Source organism: Francisella noatunensis subsp. noatunensis (genome assembly GCF_009823375.1).
GTDB lineage: Bacteria > Pseudomonadota > Gammaproteobacteria > Francisellales > Francisellaceae > Francisella > Francisella noatunensis.
This window is the reverse complement of sequence record NZ_WBSX01000051.1, coordinates 1-12,111: the sequence shown is the minus strand read 5'-3', so window position 1 is coordinate 12,111 and position 12,111 is coordinate 1. Positions and strand designations below refer to the sequence as shown.

Below are 12,111 nucleotides of genomic sequence, written 5' to 3'. Positions count from 1 at the left end.
AAGTTAAAGCTTAGACACTTATTATTTTTCAAAGCTAGACAATATAAATACAAAAAAGAAGGTGACTCTAAACAAGTTAAGATAAAGGATAGAGCGAGTATTTCTGAAAGACCTAGCAGTGCTAATAATAGAAAAAATCTTTATCACTTTGAAGGTGACACTATTGTTGGTAAAGACCATAAAAGTGCTATTGTAACAATGGTCGATAGAGCTAGCAGATTTACTATTTTAGCCAAGTCTATAGATAGAACAGCTAATTCAATCAATAGAATATTGTACAAAGTATCTAATGGTCATAAAATATTAACAGCTACATTTGATAATGGTAAAGAGTTTGCTAAACATAAGAAGCTAACTAGCAAGACTGGCATCAAAGTATTCTTTGCTGATCCATACAGTCCTTGGCAAAGAGGTACTAATGAAAACATGAATAGGTATATCAGACAATTTATATCTAAAGGTACTAACTTTAACAATATATCTCATCAATACATTAGAAAGTTACAGATAGACTTGAATAATAGACCTAAGAAATGTTTAAATTACTTGACACCTAATGAAGTACATTTTGGTATCTCTATAAACATTGAGAATACAATCTAGCAAAGAATAATCTGTCTTTGTGTATGTTACCAAAACACTTTCTTGATGATATGTTTTCTCGTAGACATTGACTAGATTGTTTACTTTTGCTCAAGTTGTTTTGATTTATCATCTGCAAGTATTGTGACAACTTTGGTTTTTTCACTATACGTAGTTCCTGTTGGGCTACGCCAATATCCTCTAGCATCATTTTCAGTATAACCATCAGGGAAAGCGGGTGTTATGTATTTGTTTTCAAAATTTTTGAACATCTTATCTGAAACGTAAGAGATATTATCTTTATCATCTTTCATAGTTCTGCTAAAGTAAAGTTTGACTATATATCCTTGATTATCTTTGGTATCTGCAAAGCCAGTATCTGATAACACAAATATACATAATGCTAGTGTAATTATATATCTCTTCATAAGCTTTTCTTTAGGTTCTTCTTCAAAAAAACAGCAGCTAAAATTAGCATTAGCCAGCCTATCATCAGTGTGGTGCCACCAAATGGTGCTAGCTTCAAAATAATAGGTATATTATAAACCACAGAAATATAAATACTAAAACTAAATAATATTGTGCCAACTATAAAAAATAAGTTGCTTAGTTTAAGAGTTAAACATCGTGATAAGCTCTTACTACTTAAAAGAGCTATTCCAATACCGCTAATTACGATAGCATAGATTTGATTATAACGTATAGCTATCATTATAAATTCAAAATGTTCAGCTGAAATTTGTGATTTTAAACCATGTTCTGCGTAAGCACCAAAAGCTACTGATATAAAACCTAAGATCGCACCAATTATTAAGTTCATCTACTCTCCAGTTTAGGTTACTTTATTTTACAATGGGTTAAACGATTAAAACTCCATTTCGCAAACAGGCTATATATAATTTTAGCAAAACCATATATTAATGGTAGTTTAATAATAGTTGCTAACTTTCTCCATTTGTTTAATTGGCTCCATATTATGATAAAGGCATCAACTCCAGTATGAAATTTACCTTCGTTATCTTTGACATGAAATAGCTTCAGACAAGATAGAGTATCTAAATTTTCTTTGTTAAGACTTTCTTCAAATATTTCGGTAATATCAAGCCATTCAAAAATATTTTCTGGTGCTATATTTTTATAGTGATTTATCTCTTTTGAGCATAATCCACATTTACCATCATAGAAAACTTTAATCACAAAAAAATCCTTTACTAAAGATATTGTATAACCACTACGATAAATATTATCAAGCCAATCCAATGATTATCAGAAAAAGCTTTTATACAGTTAGCTATACCTAGTTTTTTGTATAAGAAATAATTTCTGATAAATAAAAAAGCACTAATAACAACACCTATGTAAAAAATAATATTAAAGCTTAGATATATACCTAGAGCTATCAAAAGTATTAATGATATGAAATTGAATAAAAAGATGTACTTAAATACTTTATCTCCAAATAAAACAGCTGATGACTTAATACCAATTTCTAAATCAAAATCTTGATCAGCTAATGCATAGATAGTATCATAAGCTATAGTCCAACATATTGTTGATAGATAAAATATCCAAGCTTCGAGTGGTATCTGATTTTCTATAGCAGAAAATGCCATAAAAATACCAAAGTTGAATGCTAAGCCAAGGATTAGCTGAGGTATTGCAAAGAACCTTTTACAAAATGGATATAAAACAGCCAAAAATAGAGCTACAAATGATAGTAAAATTGTGTGTAAGTTTAAAAATAATACACAGATGAAAGCAACTACAGTAAGAGCTAGACACAAATATAAAGCATTCTTGACACTAAGTTTACCACTGGTTAAAGGGCGAGTATTAGTACGCTCTACGTGTTTGTCAAAATCTATGTCTGCGATATCATTAACAATACAACCCACTGTACGCATTACAACCACACCAATAGTGAAGATAATCAAATATTTAATATCTGGAATACCATGATTTGCCAAAACCAATGCAGTAAGAGTTGGCCAAAGAATCAGCAGTATTGGAATAGGGCGATGCAATCTCATTAGCATAATATATACTTTGAATTTTGTATTATTCTGCATTACAAAACTCAGGTAAAACTAGAAAATATTCTGTAATTAAAAATTTAAGCTTTTGATTATCTTTGTATGTAAATATCGAACTGCGAGAAAAGATTTCTTGCTGAATATGCCTATTTGCTTCTTGATAAAAATCATTACTAGATAACTTCCGGATTATAAATTCATCACGAGTAAACTTGGATTTTTCAAAAAGTAAATTATCGCCAATTGGCTTTGTGCCAAGATTATCAACTTCTTGTGAAAAAAAATCATAAGTATCACAGGGAATGATTGTCCTAGCAAAAACTAAAGTTTCATTAATACTTGAAAGTGTTATTTGTCGTACTAATGCAGTCTTAATCGCTAATAGTGATGCTTCTAATTGATTAACATTTGTAAAACTCTGAGAGATTTTATCTAATATAATTTCACTATAGCCTTTTGATAAGCTTGTAACTAAGTTTTTCGCATCATTAAGCCAGTATCTTTCTACTTTTGATAAATTTTGTTTATTAATAATATTCATATATCAGAAATACCTTAAACTTAAGGTTTCTTATTTTAATATCGATTTGTATAATTATACACTTAATACTTATGAATTTAATTAAAAGGGTTCCAAAATGCGTCCAAGTGGAAGAAATAACGATCAATTACGTAGTTTAAAAGTTACACATAATTTTACAAAACATGCTGAAGGTTCAGTTTTAATAGAGTTTGGTGATACTAAAGTTTTATGCACAGCTTCTGTGGTTGCTGGCGTACCAAGATTCAAAAAAGATTCTGGTGAGGGGTGGTTAACTGCTGAATATGGTATGTTACCGCGTTCAACTCATACTCGTATGGATAGAGAAGCTGCTAGAGGTAAGCAATCTGGTAGAACACAAGAAATCCAAAGACTAATTGGTAGAGCTTTACGAGCAAGTGTTGATTTAACGAAAATAGCTGAGAATACTATCAAAGTTGATTGTGATGTAATCCAAGCAGATGGTGGCACACGTACAGCATCTATTACTGGAGCATCATTGGCTATCAGAGATGCTATAGATTATATGAAGCAAAATGGCATGCTTGATGAACAAACTAATCCATTAATATCTCAAGTTGCTGCAATATCTGTTGGTATTTATAACAATGAGCCTGTACTTGATCTAGATTATGATGAAGACTCGAATGCTGAAACAGATATGAATGTGGTTATGAACTCAAATGGCGGTATGATTGAGATTCAAGGTACAGCAGAAGGCAAAGACTTCTCAGAAGGGGAGTTTGCTAAAATGCTAGGTCTTGCTAAAAAAGGTATTAAAGAAATATTTGAAAGTATATTCTAGTTCCTGATAAACATAAATTCTTATAAAATAAAATCTTAAAGAGTATTTATATAAGAGTTTATCTTAGCTAGTAGATCAAAATCTTGTGATTTTAATTCAAATAAAAACTCTTGTAATGGCTCACTTTTTGCAAAAAGAAGTCTTTGTTCTATTTGTTTGATCTGATCTTCTAATGTTTGTCTTTGTTGATATAGCTCACGAAGTTCTTTATTAGTGTTATTAAAAAAGTTTTGGATACTATCTTCTTTTTTGGCTTGTAGTCTAGTTTTAAGGTTTGTGCTTAAACTAGAAGTTCTATTTACTGATAACTTTTTTCTACTACCTAAAGAAAGTTTTTTACGAGGCTCTTGTTCTGACATTTATATCTCTTTGTTATTTAAATTTTAGATCTAATGTGTTGGAATTGTTTAAGAATAACAATTTAATGTAATGATTATAATATATTTGTTACTAAATTTATAGTTCCAAGTTTTAGATCTTTAGGTGATTTTATTTGGAGTGACTCTTAGTGATTCTAAATCTATCAAAGCACCGTAGCTATCATCTTTACCAGACTCTCTTAGAGTTAGTGTTTTACCTGAAGCACTAGTATTTTGTAAGTCAATATTGATAGTTTGCCAACCCTTAGCAAAACTATCATGCGTATAGACAAGTTCATCTCCTAGATAAATTTCAAAATTACTTGAATTATCACCTGTTCTAGAGTAGTAGTCGAATGACATCTGCATACTATCAAAACCTTTTGATGCTAAATCATGAGAGAAGTCTACAATTTCGTTTCTATCACCATCAAGTTCAGCAACATTTGGTCGAACGTCATCAATATTATCAAAGTTATTCCAGATTTCTATTTGCTCATCGCCACCTGTTATATACCATTTACCAGGAAAATCACTATCAGTATCAACTTTGCCCCAATCATCATTATTCACAGGTGTTTGATCATATTGGAAATTGTCTTCACTGAAAATTATATTATTTTCTTTTAATATTCTAAAGAAAGTAGCATCGCCAAGAATACAGTGATTAGGGATATTTGATTCTGTTAATATATCACCAGCAACGACACATCGCCATCTCACAGAATCTTCTCCTACCAATTCTGGTCTCACCATAATCTCTGCATATCCATTAACTATACCTGTTCCACCTGCAGTACCAATATTTTTCGTAAGAGCCGCATATTCATTAACTTCTGAATTATCACCATTAAGATAAAAATCTTTATTACTTCTTTTTAAGTCCCATATTTCTTTTGCTCTAGTTGTTAGTACAGAAACTTCAGTAGCTATTTTTGTTCTAATTACATAATTAGAATATGTTGCATTAGCAAGCGTAGCTAAGATACCGATTATAGCTATAGTTACAATTAACTCAACAATTGAAAACCCTAAATTTTTTTGTTTAGTTTTTGATGCCATATATCTTAATTACTCCATACGCTACATAATTATTATAGCTTATCTACTGAGTAATAGTATATTAGTTTTATATTAAAAAGGATTATATTGTTATCTAGTTTTCACACCAATTGAAGCCAGTCTTTTTTCGATAGATGGATGAGTAGAGAACATATCAGACATATCTCCACTGCCTATACCAGCACTTAGTGGATCAAAGATGTATGATGCACGGCGTAGATTTTCATTTTTGTTATGTTTATAGCTATATTGAGCTTCTGCTGTTTTACTATCGCCAGCAATCTTTAGTAGAGCATTTGCCATTGGTACATTTGTACGCATTAGCTCAACTGCTCCAGCATCAGCCATATATTCTCTTGTACGACTTAAGAACAGCATCATAAATATCGTAAAAATTTGTAACACATATCTTAAAATCATAATAATGATAAAAAATACGGCAGCATTATTGTTACGGTTATTATTGTTGCTATTATTATTGTTTCCTGAGAAAAGAGCTGAGTAAAATAAGAAATCCATAATAATAAGCATCATATTGGATAAAACCATAGTAAATAGGTTAAGCTTAATATCTTGATTTCTAATATGAGTTAACTCATGTGCCATAACAGCTTGTAGTTCATCACGGTTAAGAGCATTTGCAAGTTTTGTTGTGATAGCAACCATTGCAGATTTTTCAGAGTAACCTGATGCAAAAGCATTCATATAATTTGCATCAATTAAAAAAACCTTTGGCATATATCGCATGCCAGCAGCTACTTTCATTTCCTCAACTACATTATATACACGGCGTGCCAGAGGATCTTGGTTATCTGCTGAGATCTCATGATATTCAGTGCCAGATAGCATAATTTTGTCATACATACTAAAAGTGATGAATATCCAAATTACTGCTATAGCAGATATAATCATAGTAGCATAAGGAGGTATTTGAAATGTTGCTAATGCATAAAATACTTTTGATATGGGTAGCTCAATACCATATCTACTATAGTAAGCATTCGCAAACTCACCATATCGCCAAAAGGTATCAACAAAAATTCCTAGCAGAAAAAAAACAATTAGGAATGTTGCTATGACAAAATATGTGCGATAAGTATTTTTGCGAACAACTTCACGCCAGTCAACAGAGCCATATTGTAGATTATCAGTATTTGACATCTTATAGTTCCACTCTAGAGTCTTCTAGTTGTTGTTTTTTCTCTTCTGAGATATTCCAGTATACAAATTCTTCATTTAGCTTCTTGAAGATATTAACTACCATGCCAGCAAAAAAGGATTTTTTATGAGCATTGTATCTTTCTATTGAGTCATTAAGAGCTTGTTTAGCAAAAGCTAATTTGTTTTCAGTAGATGTAATTTCCTCTTGTAACTGAATTACATTTTGATTAGCTTTTAATTCTGGATAGTTCTCAAATTGAACATTTATACCTTTCGCTAGATCAGAGATCTGATTTTCAGCATTTATTCTTTCTTGAATATCGCCATTTGCTTTAGCTAAATTAGCTTGGTTTCTTAGTGCTACAACTTGCTTTAGTGTTGTTTGCTCGTAGTCCATATACTTTTTGACAACATTTACTAATGAGTCAAATACTTTAGCTCTACGATCAAGCTGTACATCTATTTGTTTTTCAGAGTTTTTGACTGTTTCAATCTCTGCTATTAGTTTGTTGTAAGTCATAACTATATATACAGCAGCTATAGCTATTATTATCAGTAGAATTATTCCTATAGACATTTTATTATCTCCATTTATTTGAATTTGTGTTACCTCTGTAAAGATGACTCCAAAGTCTAAGATTTTCAAGTTTTATCTTGGCTATTTGATATCATCTTCTATAAATTTACAAAAAGCTTGTGTTAATGCGGTGTGGTATTTCTTCTCGTGAAGTAGTTTGTAGAAGTTTCTAGATAAATCGAGCTCTTTAGTTTCAAGTATACAATATTTAGCAGTATCTAAAGCTTGGATTGTAATTACCTCGGATATACAAGCTAGGCAATCACTATATGCAATATACTGTTTTATTGCTTCTGAGCTACGTAGAGTTATAGCTTTTTTTATGCTTGATACTTTATCCTCAAGAGCATTAAAAAATATTTCAAATGTTCCAGAGCCTTGTTCTCTCATTGCCCAATCATATTCTAAAAGATCTTTTATCTTAATATTTTTTTTCTTAGTTAATGGGTGGTCAATACGACAAATTATTTTTAGACTATCTTTTGCCCAAAGGTAAGTCTCTAATATTTTACTATTACATTCTCCTTCGACAAAGCCTACATCACAGTTTAGTGACTCAACACTATTTATAATTTCTTTTGTATTACCTGAGATAATCTCAAAATCTGTATCTGGATGTAACTTTCTAAACATTGCTACATATTTTGGTAATACATAATTGGCTATTGTGGTACTAGCACCAATAATTATCTTCCCTGATAATTGGTTACTATTTAAGCTAAAAGATTCAAATTCTTCAATTTCATCTAAAATTTTAATAGCTTTTGCTAGCATATTTTTGCCATTATCATTCAGTTTCATTCTTTTACCAACACGGTCGAATAATGTCGTATCAAGCATGTTTTCAAGTTGAGATAGCGACATACTTGCGGCTGCTTGTGAGATGAAACATTTTTCAGCACCAGCACTAATGGATTCTGACTTAGCGGTATTTACAAATACTTGTAATTGTTTTAATGTGATTCGCATATTTATATTTTAGTAATACTTATATTACTGGATTTTATTATAAGATTTTCTGATATTCAATATATATAAGATTTATTAAGACAGTATATTGATGATTGAGTATAATATATCTTAGGCAAATAAATTAGGTTAATTATGGAAAGCTTTATAAGATATAAGTGGGCGGTAGTTGGTGCTGGTCCTGCAGGTATGGCAACTATTGGGCAATTATTGGACAGTGGTATAAATGCAAAAAATATACTTTGGATTGATCCAAATTTTGGTGTTGGTGATCTTGATAAAAAATGGGGCGAAGTTAGTAGTAATACAACAGTAGAGTTATTCTTGAGATTTCTGAATGATATAAAATCTTTTGAGTTTGAAAAAAGATTACAAAGATTTGCTTTAGAAAATTATGATAAACAAGGATTTTCACAGTTAAAAGATGTTGCAGAACCTTTGCAATACATTACGGATAATCTACTTCAAAAAGTTGATTATAGTTTAGATACTATAGCAGAATTGAAAATAGCTAAAGGTGTATGGAATCTGTATGGCGCAAGAGAAAACTATATGGCTGAGAAAGTTCTTTTAGCAACAGGTTCTATACCTAAAACTTTGAATATTCATAATCCTGAAACTACAAAAGAAATTGATCTTGCTACAGCATTATCTCCAAGTAAACTGAAAGAGGAGCTTATTGAGGGTGATAGAGTTGCAGTTTTTGGTTCATCTCATTCGGCAATGATAATCATTAGAAATTTAATTGAGCTCGATATTGAAGATGTCGCTAATTTCTATCGTCAACCATTGAGATATGCTATCAATATGGGAGATTGGATTCTATACGATAATTCAGGTTTAAAAGGTGAAACAGCTAAATGGGTTAGAGCAAATATCTCTCAAAATTTAGATAGTCGAGTCAAAAGATATTTATCAACTAGTGAAGAAATAAATAAGCATTTACATGAATATAATAAAGTTATTTATGCAGTAGGTTTTGATCAAAGAATACCTTGTGTAGAGAGTATTGATGCTAGAGTTTATGATCCTACAACTGGAATTATAGCACCAGGGCTTTTTGGTGCGGGCATAGCATTTCCACGTAAAGTAGCAGATCCTAATGGTAATGTTGAGCTAAATGTAGGTTTATTTAAGTTTATGAATGATATTAAGCGCTTTCTACCATTGTGGTTGAGATATGATATTTAGCTTATTTTAGTAATCTGAGTGAATTTATAATTACAATCAGAGTAGCTCCCATATCAGCAGCTATTGCCATCCATAAAGTAGCTAAATCAGTTATTGCAAGAGATATGAAAATCGCTTTTATAGCAATAGCAAAAGTTATATTCTGTTTTATTATTTTTAATGTTTTCTTTGAATGTTTGATAAGCCAAGGCAATTTTGCAATATCATCAGACATTAAGGCAATATCTGCAGTTTCTATTGCGATATCATTACCTATAGTACCCATTGCAATTCCTAAATTAGATCTTGCTAGTGCAGGAGCATCATTGATACCATCCCCAACCATAGCAATATTTCCATAGTTCTTAACTAGCTCCTCAACTTTAGTAACTTTATCCTGAGGTAGTAACTCTGCATAGAATTTATCAATTCCAGCTTGTGTGGCGATAGATTGAGCTGTTGCAGTATTATCACCTGTAAGCATGATGGTTTGATTAATCCCAAGTTTTTTTAATTGTTTGAGAGCATCGTTAACATTATTTTTTATCATATCTTGTACAGCAATGATACCAATAATATTTTCATCACTGCCAATGAAAATCAATGTTTGACCATTATTTGCAAGTTTTATTGCTTGGCTATGCAGATCTTCATTAGTACATAGCTGTTTCTCATGAGCAAAAGCATGATTTCCAAGCCAAAAGCTACTATCATTGATTTTTCCTGTTACTCCTTTACCACCTGAAACCTCAGTATTTGTAGCCTGTGTAAACGTTATGCTGTTGTTTTGGGCATAGTCTAAAATAGTCTTAGCGATTGGGTGATCAACAGAACTCTCAAGACTTGCAGCTATGGTGATTAATTGTTGTTGAGAATAATTTTGTGTGACAATTATTTCTGTAATAGAAGAATTGCCTTGCGTTAATGTACCAGTCTTATCAAAGGCAATAGCTTTTAACTTAGCTGGTATTTCTATAAATTCACCACCTTTGATCAAGATCCCATTTCTAGCAGCTTTTGCCAAACTTGAAACTATTGAAATTGGTGTAGATATCACTAATGCGCAAGGGCAAGCGATAACTAGTATTACTAAGGCCTCATAGCCCCATTTAAGCCAAGATTCATTTAGCAGGAGTGGAGGAATAGTAGCTATTATAATAGCTAAAAATATCATTGTAGGGGTGTAAATTTTAGCAAATTTATCAACCCATTTCTCTGCTTTTGAGCGTTTTGATTGGACATGTTCAATGGCTTGGATTATTTTTGCAATCGATGAGTTTTCAGCAGTGCTTGTCGTTTTTATCTCAATAGCGGAGTTTCCATTTATACTTCCTGCAAAAACTTGATCACCAATAGTTTTTCCTACAGGAATAGATTCACCTGTTATAGGTGCTTGATTTATATAGCTATTACCTTTAAGTATAATCCCATCTAGAGCAATTCTTTGTCCAGGTTTTATTAGAAGAGTTTTGCCTGTATTTATTTCTGCTAGAGGCTTTTCCTCAAATTGTTTATCATGACAACAATAAACTAGAGCAGTATCTGGAGTTAGTTTCATAAGCTTTGTTATCGCTAATCGAGCATTTGCGACACTCCATGATTCAAGCAAAAGAGAAAAAGCAAACAAAAAGCTTACTACAGCTGCTTCAAATAATTGACCAATAATAATTGCGCCAGTTATGGCAATTAACATTAAGAGGTTCATATCAGCATCAAGCCTTTTAATAGAAGAGATTGCTTTAGGTAAAACAAACCAGCTGCCAAATAAAATAGCTATTAAGTAAGAGGCTTGAGATATAAGAGGAACTGTTTGAGGGATGTTTTCATCATCTATAAATGTGTGTACAAATCCATGATTTATACTATGATATAGGTATGCAAAAATGATGAATGCTCCACTAAGTAGTGTTGTAATTAGTCGAGAGTGTTTAGTTAAAAAACCAGTGTTTTGATTTTCTGTAATATGCTCACCCCAAGTAATTGCTTTTAGTCCTGCTTTTTTTATTAGAGTTATAATTTCTTTTTCAGAAATATTTTGATTATCAATAGATAATTTACCGTTAAGTAGGTCAAATTGCATACTATTTTCGGGGATTTTTTTACTTAATGCTTTTTTGATAATATTGACTTCTTCAATACAGTCTAATCCATATATTTTAAAGCTTTGATATTGTTTACTCATACAATACTCTCCTTTGCATGTATCTCTGGCAAATGTTCTAGATTTTCTTGTATTAAGTTCTTGACTAGTTTTTGATCTGCTTGAATAATTTCGTCATCATTAAGAGTGTCTAGTAGCCAGTTTAATTGCTCTTTGAATGCAGAATTAAAATAAAAGTAGTGGAATCTGCCTTGTTTACGCTTATGTATAAAACCATTACGTCTAAGTATATCTAAATGTTTAGATAATGTTGAGTTTGCAAGTTTGAAAATATGAGCTAGATGGCAAAGGCATAGTTCATGCTGATATATAACCATTAGAATTCTAATTCTAGTTTCATCACCTAATGCTTTTTGAAAATCTACGATATTTGCTAATTTCATTTTTGTAAAACTATGTTTCGCGAATTAACGAAATAATATCTATAAAGTTTATTATATTCAAGTGATATAGCAGATTTTAATTTCTTTTTTCAAAGTTAATGCTAAAATCTCTCAAATTTCTAAATTAGTGGGTTAAATAATATGTCTAAAAGAGTGATTTTTATTTTATTAACGCTAGATTGTATTCTCAATGTTTATAGAGATACCAAAATGTACTTCATTAGGTGTCAAGTAATTTAAACATTTCTTAGGTCTATTATTCAAGTCTATCTGTAACTTTCTAATGTATTGATGAGATATATTGTTAA

At 31.1% G+C, this 12,111-nt stretch carries 15 protein-coding genes and 1 pseudogene; 3 read left to right on the top strand and 13 right to left on the bottom strand.

Translation table 11 applies throughout. The features are described 5' to 3' along the window. Window positions 1-603: IS30 family transposase (locus F8C69_RS05495; protein ID WP_159183791.1), on the top strand; the 603-nt coding region annotated here is incomplete at its 5' end. An 80-nt stretch (window positions 604-683) separates the two neighbouring features. Here the strand turns inward: F8C69_RS05495 and F8C69_RS05490 are convergent. From F8C69_RS05490 to F8C69_RS05470, 5 genes are read right to left on the bottom strand one after another with little or no spacing between them, the layout of a single operon-like run. Next, window positions 684-1,010, bottom strand: a complete 327-nt coding sequence (locus tag F8C69_RS05490; protein ID WP_234384119.1) for a DUF3574 domain-containing protein — start codon at window positions 1,008-1,010, stop codon at window positions 684-686. Beyond that, window positions 1,007-1,402: a DUF423 domain-containing protein gene (locus tag F8C69_RS05485; protein WP_159184486.1), complete on the bottom strand. Its 396-nt coding sequence runs from the start codon at window positions 1,400-1,402 to the stop codon at window positions 1,007-1,009. The genes F8C69_RS05490 and F8C69_RS05485 overlap by 4 nt, the downstream gene beginning before the upstream one ends. A gap of 17 nt (window positions 1,403-1,419) precedes the next feature. Continuing rightward, window positions 1,420-1,779, bottom strand: coding sequence for a thiol-disulfide oxidoreductase DCC family protein (locus F8C69_RS05480; protein ID WP_159184485.1), 360 nt, complete (start codon window positions 1,777-1,779; stop codon window positions 1,420-1,422). Window positions 1,780-1,793: 14 nt separating this feature from the next. Continuing rightward, a complete protein-coding gene (gene ubiA, locus F8C69_RS05475) occupies window positions 1,794-2,651 on the bottom strand; it encodes a 4-hydroxybenzoate octaprenyltransferase (RefSeq protein WP_159184484.1) in 858 nt (285 codons plus the stop codon). Next, a complete protein-coding gene (locus tag F8C69_RS05470; RefSeq protein WP_159184483.1) occupies window positions 2,641-3,156 on the bottom strand; it encodes a chorismate--pyruvate lyase family protein in 516 nt (171 codons plus the stop codon). The genes ubiA and F8C69_RS05470 overlap by 11 nt, the downstream gene beginning before the upstream one ends. A 97-nt stretch (window positions 3,157-3,253) precedes the next feature. On the opposite strand from F8C69_RS05470, the gene rph reads away from it, so the two are divergent. Next, entirely contained in the window at window positions 3,254-3,961 is a 708-nt protein-coding gene (gene rph / locus F8C69_RS05465) for a ribonuclease PH (protein WP_159184482.1), read from the top strand. Between the two features lie 35 nt (window positions 3,962-3,996). Here rph and F8C69_RS05460 read toward each other — a convergent pair whose 3' ends face one another. The 5 genes from F8C69_RS05460 to F8C69_RS05440 form a co-directional block, all read right to left on the bottom strand. Continuing rightward, entirely contained in the window at window positions 3,997-4,320 is a 324-nt protein-coding gene (locus F8C69_RS05460; RefSeq protein WP_159184481.1) for a hypothetical protein, read from the bottom strand. A 120-nt stretch (window positions 4,321-4,440) separates the two neighbouring features. Continuing rightward, window positions 4,441-5,382: a prepilin-type N-terminal cleavage/methylation domain-containing protein gene (locus F8C69_RS05455; RefSeq protein ID WP_159184480.1), complete on the bottom strand. Its 942-nt coding sequence runs from the start codon at window positions 5,380-5,382 to the stop codon at window positions 4,441-4,443. 90 nt (window positions 5,383-5,472) lie between these two features. Further along, a complete protein-coding gene (gene htpX / locus F8C69_RS05450; protein WP_159184479.1) occupies window positions 5,473-6,543 on the bottom strand; it encodes a zinc metalloprotease HtpX in 1,071 nt (356 codons plus the stop codon). A 1-nt stretch (window position 6,544) separates the two neighbouring features. Further along, a complete protein-coding gene (locus F8C69_RS05445; protein ID WP_012279935.1) occupies window positions 6,545-7,120 on the bottom strand; it encodes a LemA family protein in 576 nt (191 codons plus the stop codon). Between the two features lie 81 nt (window positions 7,121-7,201). Then, entirely contained in the window at window positions 7,202-8,089 is an 888-nt protein-coding gene (locus tag F8C69_RS05440; protein WP_159184478.1) for a LysR substrate-binding domain-containing protein, read from the bottom strand. 135 nt (window positions 8,090-8,224) lie between these two features. Here F8C69_RS05440 and F8C69_RS05435 point away from each other — a divergent pair, with 135 nt between their 5' ends. After that, window positions 8,225-9,280 carry an FAD-dependent oxidoreductase gene (locus tag F8C69_RS05435; protein WP_159184477.1) on the top strand — a complete coding sequence of 352 codons (1,056 nt, stop codon included), beginning with the start codon at window positions 8,225-8,227 and terminating at the stop codon, window positions 9,278-9,280. Between the two features lies 1 nt (window position 9,281). On the opposite strand, the gene F8C69_RS05430 is transcribed toward F8C69_RS05435, so the two are convergent. The 3 genes and pseudogenes from F8C69_RS05430 to F8C69_RS11410 form a co-directional block, all read right to left on the bottom strand. After that, the gene (locus F8C69_RS05430) at window positions 9,282-11,441 is read right to left on the bottom strand and encodes a heavy metal translocating P-type ATPase (protein WP_159184476.1); all 2,160 of its coding nucleotides are present in this window, start codon (window positions 11,439-11,441) and stop codon (window positions 9,282-9,284) included. After that, window positions 11,438-11,803: an ArsR/SmtB family transcription factor gene (locus F8C69_RS05425; RefSeq protein WP_035735070.1), complete on the bottom strand. Its 366-nt coding sequence runs from the start codon at window positions 11,801-11,803 to the stop codon at window positions 11,438-11,440. Before F8C69_RS05425 ends, F8C69_RS05430 begins: the two co-directional genes overlap by 4 nt. 174 nt (window positions 11,804-11,977) lie before the next feature. Next, window positions 11,978-12,111: pseudogene (locus F8C69_RS11410) on the bottom strand (IS30 family transposase); the annotation flags it as partial.

Coding starts and splice junctions, on each gene's coding strand:
- F8C69_RS05470 (WP_159184483.1), bottom strand. CDS start 3,156: ATGAATATTATTAATAAACAAAATTTATCAAAAGTAGAAAGATACTGG.
- F8C69_RS05485 (WP_159184486.1), bottom strand. CDS start 1,402: ATGAACTTAATAATTGGTGCGATCTTAGGTTTTATATCAGTAGCTTTT.
- F8C69_RS05425 (WP_035735070.1), bottom strand. CDS start 11,803: ATGAAATTAGCAAATATCGTAGATTTTCAAAAAGCATTAGGTGATGAA.
- F8C69_RS05435 (WP_159184477.1), top strand. CDS start 8,225: ATGGAAAGCTTTATAAGATATAAGTGGGCGGTAGTTGGTGCTGGTCCT.
- F8C69_RS05440 (WP_159184478.1), bottom strand. CDS start 8,089: ATGCGAATCACATTAAAACAATTACAAGTATTTGTAAATACCGCTAAG.
- F8C69_RS05445 (WP_012279935.1), bottom strand. CDS start 7,120: ATGTCTATAGGAATAATTCTACTGATAATAATAGCTATAGCTGCTGTA.
- htpX (WP_159184479.1), bottom strand. CDS start 6,543: ATGTCAAATACTGATAATCTACAATATGGCTCTGTTGACTGGCGTGAA.
- F8C69_RS05430 (WP_159184476.1), bottom strand. CDS start 11,441: ATGAGTAAACAATATCAAAGCTTTAAAATATATGGATTAGACTGTATT.
- ubiA (WP_159184484.1), bottom strand. CDS start 2,651: ATGCAGAATAATACAAAATTCAAAGTATATATTATGCTAATGAGATTG.
- F8C69_RS05460 (WP_159184481.1), bottom strand. CDS start 4,320: ATGTCAGAACAAGAGCCTCGTAAAAAACTTTCTTTAGGTAGTAGAAAA.
- F8C69_RS05455 (WP_159184480.1), bottom strand. CDS start 5,382: ATGGCATCAAAAACTAAACAAAAAAATTTAGGGTTTTCAATTGTTGAG.
- rph (WP_159184482.1), top strand. CDS start 3,254: ATGCGTCCAAGTGGAAGAAATAACGATCAATTACGTAGTTTAAAAGTT.
- F8C69_RS05490 (WP_234384119.1), bottom strand. CDS start 1,010: ATGAAGAGATATATAATTACACTAGCATTATGTATATTTGTGTTATCA.